This is a genomic window from Pseudomonas moraviensis (assembly GCF_900105805.1).
GTDB classification, from domain to species: Bacteria; Pseudomonadota; Gammaproteobacteria; order Pseudomonadales; family Pseudomonadaceae; genus Aquipseudomonas; species Aquipseudomonas moraviensis_A.
Genome location: NZ_LT629788.1, coordinates 3,145,061 through 3,163,657, shown reverse-complemented (window position 1 = coordinate 3,163,657; position 18,597 = coordinate 3,145,061). Strand labels below are relative to the sequence as shown.

Annotated in this window: 19 protein-coding genes; 13 read left to right on the top strand and 6 right to left on the bottom strand. The window is 61.0% G+C overall.

Features of this window, described 5'->3' with window-relative positions:
* The 7 genes from BLU71_RS14050 to arfB all read left to right on the top strand — a co-directional run bounded on the left by BLU71_RS14050 (position 1) and on the right by arfB (position 7,126).
* Complete coding sequence (locus BLU71_RS14050; protein ID WP_016771124.1) at positions 1 to 630, top strand: L-threonylcarbamoyladenylate synthase; 630 nt, start codon at positions 1 to 3, stop codon at positions 628 to 630.
* 123 nt (positions 631 to 753) lie between these two features.
* Positions 754 to 1,452, top strand: coding sequence for a segregation and condensation protein A (locus BLU71_RS14045; RefSeq protein ID WP_172667879.1), 699 nt, complete (start codon positions 754 to 756; stop codon positions 1,450 to 1,452).
* 11 nt (positions 1,453 to 1,463) lie between these two features.
* The gene (scpB, locus tag BLU71_RS14040) at positions 1,464 to 2,423 is read left to right on the top strand and encodes an SMC-Scp complex subunit ScpB (RefSeq protein ID WP_065617420.1); all 960 of its coding nucleotides are present in this window, start codon (positions 1,464 to 1,466) and stop codon (positions 2,421 to 2,423) included.
* 144 nt (positions 2,424 to 2,567) lie between these two features.
* A complete protein-coding gene (locus BLU71_RS14035; RefSeq protein ID WP_016771121.1) occupies positions 2,568 to 2,759 on the top strand; it encodes a DUF1289 domain-containing protein in 192 nt (63 codons plus the stop codon).
* A 143-nt stretch (positions 2,760 to 2,902) separates the two neighbouring features.
* Complete coding sequence (rluB, locus tag BLU71_RS14030) at positions 2,903 to 4,123, top strand: 23S rRNA pseudouridine(2605) synthase RluB (protein ID WP_039761212.1); 1,221 nt, start codon at positions 2,903 to 2,905, stop codon at positions 4,121 to 4,123.
* 947 nt (positions 4,124 to 5,070) lie between these two features.
* Positions 5,071 to 6,483, top strand: a complete 1,413-nt coding sequence (locus tag BLU71_RS14025; protein WP_042607500.1) for an amino acid permease — start codon at positions 5,071 to 5,073, stop codon at positions 6,481 to 6,483.
* A 229-nt stretch (positions 6,484 to 6,712) separates the two neighbouring features.
* Positions 6,713 to 7,126, top strand: coding sequence for an alternative ribosome rescue aminoacyl-tRNA hydrolase ArfB (gene arfB, locus BLU71_RS14020; protein WP_016771119.1), 414 nt, complete (start codon positions 6,713 to 6,715; stop codon positions 7,124 to 7,126).
* Here the strand turns inward: arfB and BLU71_RS14015 are convergent.
* The 6 genes from BLU71_RS14015 to phhA form a co-directional block, all read right to left on the bottom strand.
* Complete coding sequence (locus BLU71_RS14015; RefSeq protein WP_083354337.1) at positions 7,123 to 8,310, bottom strand: MFS transporter; 1,188 nt, start codon at positions 8,308 to 8,310, stop codon at positions 7,123 to 7,125. The genes arfB and BLU71_RS14015 overlap by 4 nt on opposite strands.
* Positions 8,311 to 8,422: 112 nt before the next feature.
* Entirely contained in the window at positions 8,423 to 8,605 is a 183-nt protein-coding gene (locus tag BLU71_RS14010) for a hypothetical protein (RefSeq protein WP_039761215.1), read from the bottom strand.
* 69 nt (positions 8,606 to 8,674) lie between these two features.
* Positions 8,675 to 8,806, bottom strand: a complete 132-nt coding sequence (locus BLU71_RS27920; RefSeq protein WP_268893344.1) for a hypothetical protein — start codon at positions 8,804 to 8,806, stop codon at positions 8,675 to 8,677.
* A 270-nt stretch (positions 8,807 to 9,076) separates the two neighbouring features.
* Positions 9,077 to 10,270, bottom strand: coding sequence for an amino acid aminotransferase (locus BLU71_RS14005; protein WP_083353323.1), 1,194 nt, complete (start codon positions 10,268 to 10,270; stop codon positions 9,077 to 9,079).
* A complete protein-coding gene (locus BLU71_RS14000; protein ID WP_016771115.1) occupies positions 10,270 to 10,626 on the bottom strand; it encodes a 4a-hydroxytetrahydrobiopterin dehydratase in 357 nt (118 codons plus the stop codon). Before BLU71_RS14000 ends, BLU71_RS14005 begins: the two co-directional genes overlap by 1 nt.
* Positions 10,627 to 10,741: 115 nt before the next feature.
* Positions 10,742 to 11,533 carry a phenylalanine 4-monooxygenase gene (gene phhA, locus BLU71_RS13995; protein WP_042607502.1) on the bottom strand — a complete coding sequence of 264 codons (792 nt, stop codon included), beginning with the start codon at positions 11,531 to 11,533 and terminating at the stop codon, positions 10,742 to 10,744.
* A gap of 374 nt (positions 11,534 to 11,907) precedes the next feature.
* On the opposite strand from phhA, the gene BLU71_RS13990 reads away from it, so the two are divergent.
* The 6 genes from BLU71_RS13990 (at position 11,908) to flgJ (ending at position 18,578) form a co-directional block, all read left to right on the top strand.
* Positions 11,908 to 13,470: a sigma-54-dependent transcriptional regulator gene (locus BLU71_RS13990; protein WP_083353322.1), complete on the top strand. Its 1,563-nt coding sequence runs from the start codon at positions 11,908 to 11,910 to the stop codon at positions 13,468 to 13,470.
* A 348-nt stretch (positions 13,471 to 13,818) separates the two neighbouring features.
* Positions 13,819 to 14,559, top strand: coding sequence for a flagellar basal body rod protein FlgF (locus BLU71_RS13985; protein ID WP_042607504.1), 741 nt, complete (start codon positions 13,819 to 13,821; stop codon positions 14,557 to 14,559).
* Between the two features lie 45 nt (positions 14,560 to 14,604).
* Positions 14,605 to 15,390, top strand: a complete 786-nt coding sequence (flgG, locus tag BLU71_RS13980) for a flagellar basal-body rod protein FlgG (protein ID WP_016771111.1) — start codon at positions 14,605 to 14,607, stop codon at positions 15,388 to 15,390.
* A gap of 51 nt (positions 15,391 to 15,441) precedes the next feature.
* Positions 15,442 to 16,137, top strand: a complete 696-nt coding sequence (gene flgH / locus BLU71_RS13975) for a flagellar basal body L-ring protein FlgH (protein WP_042607505.1) — start codon at positions 15,442 to 15,444, stop codon at positions 16,135 to 16,137.
* Positions 16,138 to 16,164: 27 nt separating this feature from the next.
* The gene (locus tag BLU71_RS13970; RefSeq protein WP_024012083.1) at positions 16,165 to 17,253 is read left to right on the top strand and encodes a flagellar basal body P-ring protein FlgI; all 1,089 of its coding nucleotides are present in this window, start codon (positions 16,165 to 16,167) and stop codon (positions 17,251 to 17,253) included.
* An 11-nt stretch (positions 17,254 to 17,264) separates the two neighbouring features.
* A complete protein-coding gene (flgJ, locus tag BLU71_RS13965; RefSeq protein ID WP_042607506.1) occupies positions 17,265 to 18,578 on the top strand; it encodes a flagellar assembly peptidoglycan hydrolase FlgJ in 1,314 nt (437 codons plus the stop codon).
* Positions 18,579 to 18,597: the final 19 nt, after the last annotated feature.

Genomic DNA, 18,597 nt, shown 5'->3' with positions numbered 1-18,597 from the left:
GTGAGTCAATTTTTCCAGATACATCCGGAAAACCCGCAAGCGCGCCTGATCAAACAGGCGGTCGAGATCATCCGCAAGGGCGGGGTGGTGATTTATCCCACGGACTCGTCCTACGCCATCGGTTGCCAGATCGGCGACAAGACCGCGATCGAGCGTGTGCGACGTCTGCGCCAGCTCGATGAAAAGCACAACTTCGCGCTGATCTGCAGCGACCTGTCGCAACTGGGCAACTACGCCAAGATCGACACCGGCACCTTCCGCATTCTCAAGGCGCATCTGCCGGGGCCTTACACTTTTATTCTCAACGCTACCCGCGAAGTACCGCGCCTGTTACTGCATCCGAAGAAACGCACCATCGGCCTGCGCGTGCCCAGCCATCCGATTGCGCTGGCGCTGCTGGCCGAACTCGGCGAGCCGCTGATGAGCGTGACGCTGATCATGCCCGGCGACGAAGACCCACTGAGCGATCCGTACGAAATGCGCCAGTTGCTTGAGCATCAGGTCGATCTGATCATCGACGGCGGTTTCGGCGGCATCAAGGCGTCGACGGTGATTGACCTGACCGGCGACGACCCGGAAGTGGTCCGCGTCGGTTGCGGCGATCCGACGCCGTTCATGGTCGAGGCCTGAATGTCCGCAGTGGAAACCGTGGTCGATCCCCAGGCCGGCGCTCAGCAGGAACTGCCATTTGCCATGGTCTATGGCCAGGCAGTCATGGAAATGCCGCTGGACCTGTACATCCCGCCGGATGCACTGGAAGTCTTTCTTGAAGCCTTCGAAGGCCCGCTCGACCTGCTGCTGTACCTGATCCGCAAACAGAACATCAACATCCTCGACATCCCGGTGGCGGAAATCACCCGCCAGTACATGGGCTATGTCGAGTTGATGCAGTCGGTGCGTCTGGAGCTGGCCGCCGAGTATCTGGTGATGGCGGCGATGCTCGCCGAGATCAAGTCGCGCATGCTCCTGCCGCGCGCGGAAACCGTCGAAGACGAAGAAGACGACCCGCGCGCCGAACTGATCCGCCGCTTGCAGGAATACGAGCGCTTCAAGGCTGCCGCTGAAGGTATCGATGGCCTGAGCCGGGTCGGCCGCGATGTGATCGTGCCCAAGCTCGATGCCCCGGAAGCACGGGCGCGTAAACTGCTGCCGGACGTGGCGCTGGAAGAAATCCTGATGTGTATGGCCGAAGTGCTGCGCCGTGGCGACATGTTCGAAAGCCACCAGGTCAGCCGCGAGGCGCTGTCCACCCGCGAGCGCATGAGCGATGTGCTGGAACGGCTCAAAGGCGGCGGCTTCGTGCCGTTTGTCGAGCTGTTCACCGCTGAAGAAGGTCGCCTGGGTGTGGTGGTGACCTTTATGGCGGTCCTTGAACTGGTCAAGGAATCCTTGGTCGAGCTGGTGCAGAATGAGCCCTTCGCCGCGATCCACGTGCGAGCCCGAGCCGAATAACGAGTCCCTACATGAACCTGACTGAACCCCGCGAGCTGGCGCCCCTGCTTGAAGCCTTTCTGTTGGCCTCCGGAAAGCCGCAATCCCTTGAGCGCCTGTTTGAACTGTTTGAAGAAGGCGAGCGGCCGGAGCCGGCGGTCTTCAAGAAAGCCCTGACCCTGCTCGGCAAGTCCTGCGAGGGCCGCGCGTTTGAGCTCAAGGAAGTCTCGTCGGGCTATCGCTTGCAGATCCGCGAGAAGTTTTCGCCGTGGGTCGGCCGACTCTGGGAGGAACGCCCGCAGCGCTATTCCCGTGCTTTGCTGGAAACCATTGCGCTGATCGCCTATCGCCAACCGATCACCCGTGGCGAAATCGAAGACGTGCGTGGCGTCGCGGTCAACAGCAACATCGTCAAGACCTTGCTTGAGCGTGAGTGGATCCGCGTCGTCGGCTATCGCGACGTGCCGGGCAAACCGGCGATGTTCGCCACGACCAAGGCGTTTCTCGATCACTTCAACCTGAAAAACCTCGAGGACCTGCCGCCGCTGGCCGAACTGCGCGAAATGGAAGCCGAGCCGGTGCTCGATTTCGACGACGCGCCGGTGCCGCAAAGTCTGCAGGAACTGGCCGACGCCAGCGCCGAGCCCGAGGAGGAAAAGGAAGAAACCAGCTTCCATTCCCTGCTGCTGGAACTGGACAGCATGGAGGAGGGGATCAAGACCGACTTCGACGATTTGCTGCGCGATGCGGCGGATGGCGAAGCGCCGGTGCCCGAGCCTGAGATCATCGAACACGCGATTGAAGTGGAACTTGAGACCGCGCCTGACGCCGAACCGGAAGACGACATTCTCGGTGTCGCCGAGGCCCGCGAAAAACTTCTGGCCGCTGTCGCCGCCCTCGAGCAGCCGGAACCCGAACTCAGCGAAGAAGAAGCCGAAGCCCGCGCCCTGGCCGAAGCCATCGAAGCCGAACGGCGCGAATTCGACGATTGACCCGATTCCCGGAACACCGCCATTCCCTGTAGGAGTGAGCCTGCTCGCGATAGCGGTGTAACTGACAAGATGATGTCGACTGACCCACCGCTATCGCGAGCAGGCTCACTCCTACAATGGATTCGTGTTTTTCCGGAGACCTCGATGAGCTCAACCAAAGACCCCTGCATCAGCCTCTGCAAATTCAGCGACGACATCTGCCTCGGCTGTGGCCGCAGCAAGCGCGAGATCAAGGCCTGGAAAAAGCTCGACAAGGACGACAAGCGCACTGTGCTGGCCGAAGCCGCGCTGCGCCTGATCAAACTCGGCGGTGCCGGTCGGCGGAAAAAGAAATAACTGGCAATCGATCAGCTAGTCTCTGATGCGCGACGGCGCACATCCGCGTATGATTCGCGACCCTTCGCCGATCCCTTCGGCCGAATACCCAGATTTCAATGCTTCAGGCGTCGCCTGAACAGACCACACCGGGAGGTGCCCAGATGAGTGACATCAATCAGAAAGACGACCAGGAAATCGGCCCAGCAGGCGAAAAGCTGCAGAAAGTCCTCGCCCGTATCGGCGTCGGCTCGCGCCGTGACGTCGAAGCCTGGATCAGCCAGGGCCGGATCAAGGTCAATGGCAAAGACGCCACCCTTGGCCTGCGTGTCGACATGCACGACGCCATCACCATCGATGGCAAGGTGATCAAGCGCGAAGAGGCCGCCGAATCGGTGCGCCGCGTGATCATGTACAACAAGCCCGATGGCGAGATCTGCACCCGTGACGACCCGGAAGGCCGTCCGACCGTGTTCGACAAGCTGCCGCGCCCGAAAGAAGGTCGCTGGATCAACATCGGCCGTCTCGACATCAACACCACCGGTCTGCTGATGTTCACCACCGACGGTGAGCTGGCCAACCGTCTGATGCACCCGTCCTACGAGATGGACCGTGAGTACGCTGTGCGTGTACGCGGTGAAGTCGACGACGAGATGATCGAACGCCTGAAAGCTGGCGTGGTGCTCGAAGACGGTCCGGCGCGTTTCACCGACATTCAACAGGCCCCGGGCGGTGAGGGCTTCAACCACTGGTACCACTGCGTGGTCATGGAAGGGCGTAACCGCGAGGTTCGGCGTCTGTGGGAATCGCAGGGTCTGGTGGTCAGCCGTTTGAAGCGCGTGCGTTTCGGTCCGGTGTTCCTCAACTCCGACCTGCCGATGGGCCGCTGGCGCGAAATGAGCCAGTACGAAGTCGACGTACTCAGCGCCGAAGTCGGCCTGACGCCGGTGGCGATGCCGCAGCTGAACGCCAAAAGCAAGGACAAGCTCGAGCGCATGCAGCGCAAATCGTCGCGACCAATGGCCAAGACCGAGCGCGTGCGCACCCTGCGCCCAGCCGCTGGCGCACCGACCGGGCCACGCCCGGGCCGCGAGCCGCAGATTGAAGGCGAGCGTCCAGGCCGCAAGCCGGTTGCCCGAGACGGCGAGCGCGCACCGCGTCCAGCCAATGGCCGTACTGAGCGTGGCGAACGCGGCGCTCCTGCCGGTCGCGGTACGCCAGTAGCGGATCGCCCGGCCGATACCACCAACAAGCGCCCGGCCAAGCCTGCGCCAAAGCGCCCGGGGATCAAACTGGTCGACGGCGACAAGCCATCGGGCAAGCGCCGCGGCGCACCGGCCGGTTCCGGTCAGCGCCCGGGTTTCGGACGCAAGAAGCCGGAGTGAGGCAGCTGTGAGTTTCTAGCTGCAAGCTGCAAGCTGAAGAAAAAACGCCAACCTCAGGGTTGGCGTTTTTTTGTCTGGCTCTCATATGCGGTGCTCTCACCCGTAGGAGCTGACGAGTGAAACAAGGCTGCGATCTTTTGATGTTGATTTTCAAGATCAAAAGATCGCAGCCTCGTTTCACTCGTCAGCTCCTACAGGGCTCATGCGGAGGCTGGAACACGAACCGTCCGTCGAACACCGGCCGATAGCAGGCTAGCTACCGTCAAGATGCAGACATCCTTCAGAAATTTCTGATTCGGAAAATTTACGTTACGGGTTGTAAAGAAAAGCTGACGGTTCGGTGCGATCTATATGGTGCTTTCACGCGTTGCGTGCGGTTGTAAGGAAAAGCTTCCGTGCGCCGTTCGATCTGGCGCTGCGTGAGGCTCTGGGGCGCTTGTTTCCGTTGTTCAGGCGAGGTGTGATGCGCGGCATGCCTGTCGTGCAGGCCAATAACAAGAAGGAGGCGCAATGAACGCCGCGACTGATTTCCACTTCTCCCCGCGGGACGGTTTTTTCCTCGTCCCCGTCGATGGCCCGCAAAGGCCTGACTCATATTTTGCAGCCGCTCGAGACGATCGAGGCGGACACACGCAATCCCGGCAACCGACACGCTGATCAGGCGGGTCTGGCAGCAGGGGGTTAGCGGTGTACAATGCGCCGCGTTTTAACTGTGACCCTCTGCGTAATCGCAAAAATATCGAGGCTACCCGCCTTGTTCACTCCGCCGCGCCACAAGCGTGCCGGGTTCGATTTCGTCACAGATAAAAACAAACAGGTGACGCATGACCGTTGTAAATGAGCTGAACTCCTGGTGCCTGCGCTGGGGTTTGATCGGGGCTGCCTGAAATCGCAACCTTGCAGCAACGTCTACTGAACATCATCAAACCTTGCGTGAGACCTTTTTCATGAGTGGACAACCCTCGCAATCAGGCGAGCTTAAACGCGGCCTGAAAAATCGCCATATTCAACTGATCGCCCTCGGTGGCGCGATCGGTACCGGATTGTTCCTTGGTTCTGCCGGGGTCCTGAAATCCGCCGGCCCGTCGATGATCCTCGGCTACGCCATCTGCGGCTTCATCGCCTTCATGATCATGCGCCAGCTCGGCGAGATGATCGTTGAAGAGCCGGTGGCCGGTTCCTTCAGCCACTTCGCGCACAAATACTGGGGCGGTTTCGCCGGTTTCCTCTCGGGCTGGAACTGCTGGATTCTGTACATTCTGGTGGGCATGTCCGAGCTGACAGCGGTCGGCAAATACATCCATTACTGGGCGCCTGACATCCCGACCTGGGTCTCCGCTGCGGCGTTTTTCGTACTGATCAACGCGATCAACCTGGCCAACGTCAAAGTTTTCGGTGAAGCCGAGTTCTGGTTCGCGATCATCAAGGTTGTGGCCATTGTCGGCATGATCGCCCTTGGCAGCTACCTGCTGGTCAGCGGCCACGGCGGCCCGCAGGCCTCGGTGAGCAACCTGTGGTCCCACGGCGGTTTCTTCCCCAACGGGGTGAGCGGTCTGGTCATGGCCATGGCGATCATCATGTTCTCCTTCGGTGGTCTGGAAATGCTCGGTTTTACCGCGGCTGAAGCCGACAAGCCGAAAACCGTGATCCCGAAAGCGATCAACCAAGTGATCTACCGCATCCTGATTTTCTACATCGGCGCACTGGTGATCCTGCTGTCGCTGACCCCATGGGACAGCCTGCTGGCAACCCTTAACGCGTCCGGCGATTCGTACAGCGGCAGCCCGTTCGTGCAGGTGTTCTCGATGCTCGGCAGCGACACCGCTGCGCACATCCTCAACTTCGTCGTGCTGACCGCCGCGTTGTCGGTGTACAACAGCGGCACCTACTGCAACAGCCGCATGCTGCTGGGCATGGCCGAGCAGGGCGATGCGCCGAAAGCGCTGGCGAAGATCGACAAGCGCGGCGTGCCGGTGCGTTCGATTCTGGCTTCGGCGGCAGTGACCCTGGTTGCGGTGCTGCTCAACTACCTGATCCCGCAGCACGCGCTGGAACTGCTGATGTCGCTGGTGGTTGCAACGCTGGTGATCAACTGGGCGATGATCAGCTACTCCCACGTCAAATTCCGTCAGCACATGAACCAAAGCAAACAGACGCCGCTGTTCAAGGCGTTGTGGTATCCGTACGGCAACTTCGTCTGCCTGGCGTTCGTGGTGTTCATCCTCGGCGTGATGCTGCTGATCCCGGGGATTCAGATCTCGGTGTACGCGATTCCGGTGTGGGTGGTGTTCATGTGGGTCTGCTACCTGATCAAGAACAAGCGCAGTGTGCAGCCGGTGGTGGCTGCAACGGCGAAATAACAGCGCATGCAGAAACGACAAACCCGGCCAGAGTGCCGGGTTTGTTGTTTCCAGGGTTCATGCAAATCCCTTGTAGGAGTGAGCCTGCTCGCGATAGCGGAATGTCAGGAACATATTTGTCGACTGACACCCCGCTATCGCGAGCAGGCTCACTCCTACAAGGGGGTCTCCAGCAGGATTGCGATGATTTTCAGGTTATCCTGCACGCTCTGATTACGGACGCTTTTCCATGCTGGTGATTTCCAACAATGTGCATCTGCCGGATGCCGAGATCGAGTTGACCGCCATCCGCGCGCAAGGCGCCGGTGGGCAGAACGTCAACAAGGTTTCCAGCGCCATGCACCTGCGCTTCGACATTCCCAATTCGTCCTTGCCGGAGTTCTACAAGGAACGCCTGCTCGCACTGCGCGACAGTCGCATCACCAGCGACGGCGTGCTGATCATCAAGGCGCAGCAATATCGCACCCAGGAAGCCAACCGCGCCGATGCGCTGGAGCGGCTGGTCGAGCTGATTCTCAGCGCCACCAAAGTCGAAAAGAAACGCCGCCCGACCAAGCCGACCCTCGGTTCGAAGAAGCGTCGGCTGGAGTCGAAAACCAAGCGCGGCAGCATCAAGGCCGGACGCGGCAAAGTGGATTTTTAAGCCTCGCGGTATTTCGCCGTGTGCTTGTACAGATAGACACTCAAACCAAGTCCGCTCAGCGCCGCGAATGCGGCGAACAGGAAGATCGAAGCAAAGCCGAACCCGGCGGCAATCGCCCCGGCCAATGGCCCGGTGATCCCCAGCGACAAATCAATGAACAGTGAATAGGCACCGACCGCCGCACCACGGCTGGAGGCCGGCACCAGATTCACCGCTTCGACGCCCAGCGCCGGGAACACCAGCGAGAAGCCAAAGCCGCTGAGCGCCGCACCGGCCAGGGCCCAGTGCGCATCCGGCGCGATCCAGAGCAGCAACAGCCCCAACGTTTCCACCGACAGGCAGGCGATCGCCACGCGGAAACCGCCGAGGCGGTTGATCAGGTTGCCGAACAGCAGCCGCGCGCCGATGAAGCTGGCGCCGAACAGGCTCAGGCACAGCACCGCGTTATCCCAATGCTGGGTCGCGTAGTACAGGGTGATGAACGTGGCGATGGTGCCGAAGCCGATCGAGCCCAGCGCCAGTCCGCAGCCGTGAGGGAAGACTTTGCCCAGCACATGCATGAACGGCAAACGCTCACCAGCGACAATCGGCGCCGCGGTCTTCGGCCATGCCAGCGCCAAACCGAGCAAGGCGAGGAGGATGATGCTCACGCCCATGCTCCACAAACCCAGGCGGCTCACCAGCCACACGCCGAATGGCGCGCCGATCGCCAGAGCGCCGTAACTGGCGATGCCGTTCCAGGAAATCACTTTCGCGGTATTCGCCGCGCCGACGCGACCGATGCCCCAGCCAATCGAACCGGAACCGACCAGACTCTCGGCGCTGCCCAGTACCAGGCGGCCGATCAACAGGCTGATCAGGCTGAGCAGCGGCAGGTTCGGTGTCCACGCGGAAATCAGCATGAACACACCGCTCAAGCCACAACCCGCGAGGCCAATCATTACCGCGCGCTTGCTGCCCTGATTGTCGATGATCTTGCCGGCATACGGACGGCTGAGCAGGGTGGCGAGGTATTGCACGCTGATCACCAGCCCGGCGATCACCGCGCCGAAACCGAGGTCACTGTGAACGTAACCCGGCAACACGGCGAGCGGGATGCCGATGTTCAGGTAACCGATGAAGGTGAAGAGGACGATGGAAACCACTTGCAGCGTAACCGCCAGCGGGCGCTGGGGCTCGGATATAGACGACATGGGTAACGATCCACGGGAGCAGCAGATTGGATAGGCTGCTCATGATACCGGCGTGAACCGTTCAGGGGCGGGGAAAAGTAAAACTATTTGCCGGGCGGCGCTTTCAGGATTTTGCCGGGGCGACCAGTTGCGTGGTGACGAGGGCGGCGAGGGCGTTCTCTTCGCTGCCGAAACGCTCGAGCAGGGCAGCTTGCTTCTCGGGCGACAGGCGATTCCAGATCTCGATCATTTTCTCGGTGGCGCCGATCAGTACGGCAGCTTGGCTTTCGGAGAATTCGTCGGTCATGGCGGGCTCGGGTTCAGGCAGTGTGGAAAGCGCATGTTAGCGCTTTCCACACGGTCTGTACGGCGGGTCTTACTCTTCGCTGTCGGCTTTGCGGCTGTCAGCGGCTTCTTGCGGCTCGGGCTTATCAGCGCCGGTGTGTTGCGGGGTCGTCTGCTCAGGTACGTGCAGGCTCGGGAAGGGGAGATTGGGAATCTCGTGCATGGTTGCGCTCCTCGCTAAGTCTGTTGATAGATCAGGTGCTCCGCGCTTTACAAAGCCTGCGCAGGATACAGCAGGAAAAATGACAATCAGACTTTTAATTCAAATTAATGCGACAGATGGCCGCAGGGGAGGGCAACCCCCAAAGGTCACCACAAAACAAATGTGGGAGCGAGCCTGCTCGCGAAGGCAGTGTGTCAGGCAACATTTTCGTTGAATGACACGCCGCTTTCGCGAGCAGGCTCGCTCCCACAGGGTTTTGTGTTGCAGTAATTATTTGCAAACGCTGGCGATGGCTTCGGCCAGCGAGGTGAGGCGGGTGGCGTCGATGCCCGCGACGTTGGCCCGGCCGGAGCTGACCATGTACACGCTGTGCCGTTCGCGCAGGTGCTTCACCTGTTCCGGCGACAGGCCGGTGTAGGAGAACATCCCGCGTTGCACGCCAATGTGCGCGAAACGCTCGCGCAAACCGTGCGGTTCCAGCGCTTCGACCAGACCGCTGCGCAGCTGCGCGATCCGCAGACGCATGGCTTCCACTTCATCGGCCCAGCGCGCTTTCAGCTCTGGATCGGCAAGGATGGTCGCGACCACTGCCGCGCCGTGATCCGGCGGCGTCGACCACAGATTGCGGGCGATGTTGGCCAGTTGGCTGCGGATGTCGGTGAGCTTGTCGGCGTTGTTGGCGCAGACGATCAGCGCACCGGTGCGGTCGCGGTACAGGCCGAAGTTCTTCGAGCAGGAACTGGTGATCAACAGCTCCGGCACTTGTGACGCGAACAGCCGGGTTGACCACGCGTCCTGTTCGAGGCCATCACCAAAACCCTGATAAGCGAAGTCGATCAGCGGCAGCAGATCGCGGCTGCGCACCACTTCAAGCACGCGCTTCCAGTCGTCATGGTTCAGGTCGAAACCGGTCGGATTGTGGCAGCAGGCATGCAGCAGCACCACGTCGCCCTTCGGCACTTCCCTGAGCACGGCGAGCATCGCTTCGACGTCGAGGCGGTTGTCGCTACCGACGTACGGGTAGTGGCTGACCTTGACCTTGGCTGCGGCGAAAATCGTTTCGTGGATCGGCCAGGTCGGGTTGCTCAACCACACACCTTTGCCCGGCAGGCATTGCGCGATGAAGTCGGCAGCCAGACGCAGGGCTCCGGTGCCGCCCGGGGTCTGGGTGGCGCCGGCGCGTTGTTCGGCGATCAACGGCGAGTCGGCACCCAGTACCAGCTCATTGATGACCTTGCCGAACAGCGGGTTGCCGTGGCCACCGATGTAGGTCTTGGTGTCCTGGCTTTCGACCATCCGCGCTTCGGCGATCTTCACCGCTTCCGGGATCGGCGTCAGACCCTGGGCATCCTTGTAGACACCAACGCCGAGGTCGAATTTGCGCGGATTGGCATCCTGCGCATAAGCCTCCATCAAACCGAGGATCGGGTCGCCGGGGACCCGGCCGATGGCGTCGAAGTGCATTACTTGCGTCCTTCTGCGGTCTTCGCCACTTCGTCAGTGCGCGCAGCCATGATGAAGTCGTTGCGGTGCAGGCCTTTGATCGAGTGGCTCCACCAGGTCACGGTGACTTTGCCCCACTCGGTCAGGAGGCCCGGGTGGTGACCTTCGGCCTCGGAGATCTCGCCCACGGCGTTGGTAAACGCCAGCGCATGTTTGAAGTTCTTGAACAGGAAAACCTTCTCCAGCTGCATGATGCCGTCGCGTACTTCGATGTTCCAGTCAGGGATCTGCTTGATCAGGATCGGCAGTTCTTCATCGCTGACTTGTGGCGCATCGGCGCGGCAGGCTTCGCAGTGGGCTTGGTTCAAAGTCGACATGGTGTATTCCTGAAATCGAGTGTGTTTTTTATTAAAGCGCATGTGCCGTCATTGCCGTCACGCTAAAGCAAAGCGGCGGCGACGCACAGACGCAATTGTCAGCAAAAGTCGCGGTTCAGGCGGCTTTGGGTTTCGGCGGAAATTTTGGCGCGTGCAAGCCCAACTGCATGCCCTGGCGAACCATGGCCATGATGTCTTCATGGGCGACATCGAACAGGCGCTTGAGATTCGGCAAGACGAAGTACAGCGGTTGCAGGATGTCGATGCGATACGGCGTGCGCATGGCTTCCAGGGGATCGAACAACTGATGCTCCGGCTCGTCCGACAAGCAGTAAACGCTTTCTTTCGGCGAGGACAGAATCCCGCCACCGTAAATGCGCTTGCCCTGCGGGGTGTCAACCAGACCGAATTCGATGGTCATCCAGTACAACCGCGCCAGGTACACGCGCTCTTCCTTGGTCGCCTGCAGACCGAGCTTGCCGTAGGTGTGGGTGAATTCGGCGAAATACGGGTTGGTCAGCAGCGGGCAGTGGCCAAAGATCTCGTGAAAGATGTCCGGCTCCTGCAGATAGTCGAGTTCTTCGCGGGTACGGATGAAGGTAGCGACGGGGAATTGCTTGCTGGCGAGCAATTCGAAAAAAGTCTGGAAAGGAATCAGCGCCGGCACCCGGGCGACCTGCCAGCCTGTGGTCTCGCCAAGGACTTTGTTGATCTCCGCCAGTTGCGGAATGCGGTCGTGGGGCAGACCGAGTTTTTCGATACCGTCCAGGTATTCCTGGCACGCACGACCTTCAATCACCTTCAACTGGCGAGTGATCAGCGTGTTCCACACCGCATGTTCTTCGGCGGGGTAGTCGATAAAACCTTGCGCATCGGGCTCGCGAGCCACGTATTGCGTCTGCTTCATGCTGCTCTCCTGCTAGGGGAATCTGGTTTTTGTTATGTCCAGCGATGGCTACAGGAATACCCGAGAGTGTGAAGGCGTGCAGCATGTTGACCCGCAGGCGCGTGGGAAAATTCTGCTTGTTTCGTAAAGTTATCGTTACGGTTTGTCGGCTAGAGCGCATTTGCGGCGATTGGTGGGTTTGAAAAGGGCAGGGGCTGTCACATAATCTTGACAACTATCTGCGTGCCTCGACAGAAAATCGGGCGCCGTTCCCCTGTAGGAGTGAGCCTGCTCGCGATAGCGGTGTGTCAGTCGATGAATATGAACTTGATAGACCGCTATCGCGAGCAGGCTCATTCCTACAGGTTTCTCTTCGTTCAACCGGGCCTTTTTTTATGCGCATCAAAGTCCACTGCCAGAACCGCATCGGCATCCTGCGCGACATTCTCAATCTGCTGGTGGCGTACGGGATCAATGTTGCCCGCGGTGAGGTGGGTGGTGAGCATGGCAATGCGATCTATCTGCACTGTCCGAACCTGATCAACATCCAGTTCCAGGCGCTGCGGCCGAAGTTCGAGGCGATTGGTGGAGTGTTCGGGGTCAAGCGTGTCGGCCTGATGCCCAGCGAACGCCGGCATATGGAATTGAATGCGTTGCTCGGCGCGCTGGAGTTTCCGGTGTTGTCGATCGACATGGGCGGCTCGATCGTTGCGGCCAACCGCGCGGCAGCGCAATTGCTCGGGGTGCGCGTCGATGAAGTGCCGGGGATTCCGCTGTCGCGTTATGCCGAGGATTTCGACCTGCCGGAACTGGTGCGCGCCAACAAGTCGCGGATCAACGGCATGCGGGTCAAGGTCAAGGGCGACATCTTTCTCGCCGACATCGCGCCGCTGCAATCGGAGCACGACGACAGCGAGGCCATGGCCGGCGCGGTGCTGACCCTGCACCGCGCCGATCGCGTCGGCGAGCGTATCTACAATGTGCGCAAACAGGAACTGCGGGGCTTCGACAGTATCTTCCAGAGCTCGAAAGTCATGGCCGCCGTGGTCCGCGAAGCGCGACGCATGGCGCCGCTGGATGCGCCGCTATTAATAGAAGGCGAAACCGGCACCGGCAAGGAGCTGCTCGCGCGCGCCTGCCACCTCGCGAGTCCGCGTGGGCAATCGCCGTTGATGGCGCTCAACTGCGCCGGGTTGCCGGAGTCGATGGCCGAGACCGAACTGTTCGGCTACGGCCCAGGCGCCTTCGAAGGTGCGCGGGCCGAAGGCAAGCTCGGCCTGCTGGAGTTGACCGCTGGCGGCACGCTGTTTCTCGATGGCGTTGGCGAGATGAGCCCGCGTTTGCAGGTCAAGCTGTTGCGCTTTCTCCAGGACGGTTGCTTCCGCCGTGTCGGCAGCGATGAAGAGGTCTATCTCGACGTGCGGGTAATCTGCGCGACGCAGGTGGATTTGTCCGAACTGTGCGCGCGCGGCGAGTTTCGCCAGGATCTGTATCACCGCTTGAATGTGTTGTCGCTGCACATTCCGCCACTGCGCGAATGCCTCGACGGTTTGACGCCGCTGGTCGAGCACTTCCTCGATCAGGCCAGTCGGCAGATCGGCTGCCCGCTGCCGAAACTGGTCCCGGCGGCGATGGAGCGGCTCAGCCATTACCACTGGCCGGGCAACGTGCGGCAACTGGAGAACGTGCTGTTCCAGGCGGTTTCGTTGTGCGACGGCGGTAAGGTCAAGGCCGAACATATCCGCCTGCCGGATTACGGCGTGCGTCAGCCGCTTGGCGATTTTTCCCTCGACGGAAATCTCGACGAGATCGTCGGGCGTTTCGAGAAAGCGGTACTGGAACGGTTGTATTCCGAGCACCCGAGCAGTCGACAACTGGGCAAGCGGCTCGGTGTTTCGCACACCACGATTGCCAACAAGCTGCGTGAATATGAGGTGGGCAAAGACGCGGCCGAATAACCTTGTGGCGAGGGAGCTTGCTCCCGCTGGGTTGCGCAGCAGCCCCAAATCCATTCAGCCGGGTGAGTCAGGCACACCGCACTCACCGGGTTTACGACTGCTTCGCAGCCGAGCGGGAGCAAGCTCCCTCGCCACAGGGACTGATTTCACTCGTAATCAGGGATTGCCGCGAAGCGGCATGACACCGCCGGTTTTTCGTCTTCTGCACATTTCAAATTCCCCCTCCATCCCCCTCAAGTCCCTTGTTTACCGGGCCTTCGTCCGCCAATAAAAAGTTGGTCTGCAAATTGCTTATGGCTGAGCAGTACAGCGGTGGGCGGCAAACGTCCGGCATGCAGAGGAAACACAGTGGACAAGTACCTTTATGTGGCAATGACCGGCGCCAGCCAGAACGCACTGGCGCAGCGGGCGCATGCCAACAACCTGGCGAACATCTCCACCAACGGCTTTCAGCGCGACCTCGAACAGGCGCGGTCGATGCCGGTGTTTGGTGACAGCTTTCCGGCGCGCGCGTTTGCCATGAGCGAGCGTCCCGCCACCGATTTCACCCCGGGCTCGCTGGTGCAGACCGGTCGTGAACTCGACGTCGCGGTATCCGGCAACGGTTTCATCGCCGTGCAGAACCCCGGTGGCGGTGAAAGCTACGTGCGCACCGGCAGCCTGAACATCGACGCCCTCGGCGTGCTGCGCGCCGGCAACGGCATGCCGGTAATCGGTAACGGCGGCCCGATCGCTGTGCCGCCCGAGCAGCAGGTCGAAGTCGGTGAAGACGGCACCATCAGCATCCGCGCCATGGGTGAAGGCCCGCGCGTGATGGCCGAAGTCGACCGCATCAAGCTGGTCAACCCGGACATCAAGAACATGAACAAAGGTCTCGACGGTTCGATTTACACCAAGGACGGCCAGCCGGCGCAAGCCGACGCCAACGTCAAACTGGTCTCGGGTTTCCTCGAGTCGAGCAACGTCAATGCCGTGGAAGAAATGACCTCGGTGCTGGCCCTGGCCAAGCAGTTCGAGTTGCACGTCAAGATGATGAACACCGCCAAAGACGACGACCAGGCCATGGCTCGGGTCTTGCAGATCAGCTAATTATCAGAACGTCGCGCCGTAAAACAGGCGCACGAGGAGAATCGAATGCTTCCGGCTCTATGGGTTGCCAAAACCGGTCTGTCCGCCCAGGACACCAACCTGACCACCATTTCCAACAACCTGGCGAACGTTTCGACCACGGGTTTCAAACGTGACCGTGCCGAGTTCCAGGACCTGCTGTACCAGATCAAGCGTCAGCCAGGTGCTCAGTCGACCCAGGACAGCGAACTGCCGTCGGGTCTGCAAGTGGGTACCGGTGTGCGCATTGTCGGCACCCAGAAGAACTTCACCGCCGGCAGCCTGCAAACCACCGAGCAGCCGCTGGACATGGCCATCGACGGTCGCGGTTTCTTCCAGATCCTGCAGCCGGATGGCACCACGTCCTACACCCGTGACGGTACGTTCCACCTCGACTCCAATGGCCAGATCGTCAACGCCAGCGGTTTCGCTCTGGAGCCGGCGATCATCATCCCGAACGATGCGCAGACCTTCACCGTCGGCCGTGACGGCACCGTGTCGATCACCATCGCCGGCAACCCGGCTTCGCAAGTGATCGGCAACCTGCAGACCGCCGACTTCATCAACCCGGCCGGCCTGCAAGCCGTGGGCAACAACCTGTTCCTCGAAACCGCTGCTTCCGGCGCACCGCAAATCGGCACTCCGGGCCTGAACGGTTTCGGTACCACGCTGCAGAACACCCTGGAAACCTCGAACGTTAGCACCGTTGAAGAGATGGTCAACATGATCACCACTCAGCGCGCCTACGAGATGAACTCCAAGGTGATCTCCACCGCCGACCAGATGCTCTCGTTCGTAACGCAGAATCTGTAATCCAGTCTATGGGGCGGCCTGAGGTCGCCAGCAACACCGTGAGGTAGGGTCATGAAGCGCTTTGTATCTGTTCTGGCATTGGGTGGGGTCGTCTCGCTCGCGGGCTGCGTCGCTCCGGCGCCCAAGCCCAATGACCCTTACTACGCCCCGGTGTTGCCGCGCACACCGTTGCCGGCGGCCGCCAATAACGGCTCGATCTATCAGGCCGGCTTTGAGCAGAACCTGTACAGCGACCGCAAGGCGTTCCGGGTCGGTGACATCATCACCATCACCCTCAACGAGCGTACCCAGGCGAGCAAGAACGCCAACTCGCAGATGGACAAGAACAGCGACAACAAGATCGGTCTGACCTCGTTGTTCGGCTCCAGCCTGACGACCAACAACCCGATCGGTGGCAACGACCTGAGCCTCAACGCCGGCTACAGCGCTGACCGTTCGACCAAGGGCGACGCCAAGTCCGGGCAGAGCAACAGCCTGACCGGCTCGATCACCGTGACCGTGGCCGACGTGCTGCCCAACGGCATCATCGCCGTGCGTGGCGAGAAGTGGCTGACGCTCAACACCGGTGACGAACTGGTGCGCATCGCCGGCATGGTCCGCGCCGATGACATCGCGACCGACAACACCGTGTCGTCGACCCGCGTCGCCGATGCACGCATCACCTACTCGGGTACCGGCGCGTTTGCCGATACGAGTCAGCCAGGCTGGTTCGACCGTTTCTTCCTCAGCCCGCTGTTCCCTTTCTAGGTGGCTACGTTGAATCTGAAAAGCCTTATGGTGGCCGCATTATTGATGTCTGCGGCTTTCACCGCACACGCCGAGCGGCTGAAAGACATCGCCAGCATTTCCGGCGTGCGCTCCAACCAGTTGATCGGTTACGGCCTGGTGGTCGGGCTTAACGGCACCGGTGACCAGACGACGCAGACTCCGTTCACCCTGCAGACCTTCAACAACATGCTCTCGCAGTTCGGCATCAAGGTACCGCCGGGATCGGGCAACGTGCAGTTGAAGAACGTCGCGGCGGTGTCGGTGAGTGCCGATCTGCCGGCGTTTGCCAAACCGGGTCAGCAGGTCGATATCACCGTGTCCTCGATCGGTAACTCCAAGAGCCTGCGTGGCGGCACCTTGTTGCTGACCCCGCTCAAGGGTATCGACGGCAACGTCTATGCAATTGCTCAGGGCAACCTCGTGGTCGGCGGTTTCGATGCCGAAGGTCGTGACGGTTCGAAGATCACCGTCAACGTTCCGTCGGCCGGCCGCATCCCTGGCGGTGCGTCGGTGGAACGTGCAGTGCCGAGCGGTTTCAACCAGGGCAACAGCCTGACGCTGAACCTCAACCGCTCCGACTTCACCACCGCCAAGCGCATCGTCGACAAGGTCAACGACATGCTCGGTCCTGGCGTCGCCCAAGCCATCGACGGCGGTTCGGTGCGCGTGACTGCGCCACTGGATCCGAGCCAGCGCGTCGACTACCTGTCGATCCTGGAAAACCTCGAAATCGATCCGGGTCAGGCGGTGGCGAAGGTCATCATCAACTCGCGCACCGGCACCATCGTCATCGGCCAGAACGTGAAAGTGTCGCCAGCCGCCGTAACCCACGGCAGCCTGACCGTGACCATCACCGAAGACCCGATCGTCAGCCAGCCGGGGCCGCTGTCCAACGGCCAGACCGCCGTCGTGCCGCGCTCGCGGGTGAATGCTGAACAGGAAGCCAAACCGATGTTCAAGTTCGGCCCGGGCACCACCCTCGACGAGATCGTCCGTGCGGTGAACCAGGTCGGCGCGGCGCCGGGTGACTTGATGGCGATTCTTGAAGCTCTGAAACAGGCCGGCGCATTGCAAGCCGACCTGATCGTGATCTGAGGCCGGCCACCATGGATATGCGCAAAAGCGGTCTGGTCAGCAGCAGCGATTCGGGTTCCTACTCGGACCTCAATCGTCTGAACCAGCTCAAGGTCGGCGACAAGAACAGCGACGAAAACATGCGCAAGGTGGCGCAGGAGTTCGAGTCGCTGTTCCTTGGCGAAATGCTCAAGTCGATGCGTTCGGCCACCGAAGCGCTCGGCCAGGACAACCCGCTCAACACGCCAGCGGCCAAGCAGTACCAGGAAATGTACGACCAGCAACTGGCGGTTTCCATGTCCCGCGAGGGCGGTGGTATCGGCCTGGCTGACGTGCTGATCCGGCAGATGTCGAAGAACAAACCGATGGCGCCGGGCGAGGCTGCGGCTGCGTCCGCCGCCAAGCAACAGGAAGCGCTGGCCAAGGCCGCCGCCGTGCCGACACCGATTGCCGCCGGCACCGTCGCCACCGGTCCACTGTCCCGCGTCAACGGCGAGCGTCCGTTGTGGGCATCGCGCTCGGTGCATGCGCCGAATACCGATATTTCCCATCGCAACGACATGGCGCTGATCAATCAGCGGCGTCTGGCGCTGCCGCCGAAACTGGCCGATCGCTTGCTCGCGGGCCTGGTACCGTCGGCGCCGAGCGCTGCCACTGCGACCACCACGACGGCCGCGACCAACGCCTTGCCGCAACGTGCTGCGACCACCGCCATCAGCGGTTCCGGCGCGTTGTACAACGGCGACTGGCTGGCCCGTGCCGAAGAACAGAAAGCCGCCGGCGGGCAGATGCAGGTCTACGGCCGCGCCATGGCGCAGATTCCGCTGGCACCGGCGAAGAAGGCCTTCAGTTCGGCCGACGAATTCGTCAACACCATGCTGCCGATGGCCAAGGAAGCCGCCGACCGCATCGGCGTTGATCCGCGTTATCTGGTAGCGCAAGCGGCACTGGAAACCGGCTGGGGCAAATCGGTCATGCGCGCCCAGGACGGCAGCAGCAGCCACAACCTGTTCGGCATCAAGGCGAGCAGCAACTGGAAGGGCGATTCGGCCCGCGCGATCACCAGCGAGTTCCGCAATGGCGCGATGGTCAAGGAGACCGCGGAGTTCCGTTCCTATGCCTCGTACAAGGACAGCTTCCACGATCTGGTGACGTTGCTGCAGAGCAACAATCGCTATCAAGAAGTGCTGAAGTCTGCCGATAACCCAGAACAGTTTGTACGCGAGTTGCAGAAGGCCGGTTACGCCACCGACCCGAACTACGCGACGAAGATTTCGCAAATTGCCAAGCAGATGAACAGTTTTGAAAACTACGCTGCGGCGGGTGTCTCCACCACGCCTTTATAAGGCACCAGGTAATAAGGTC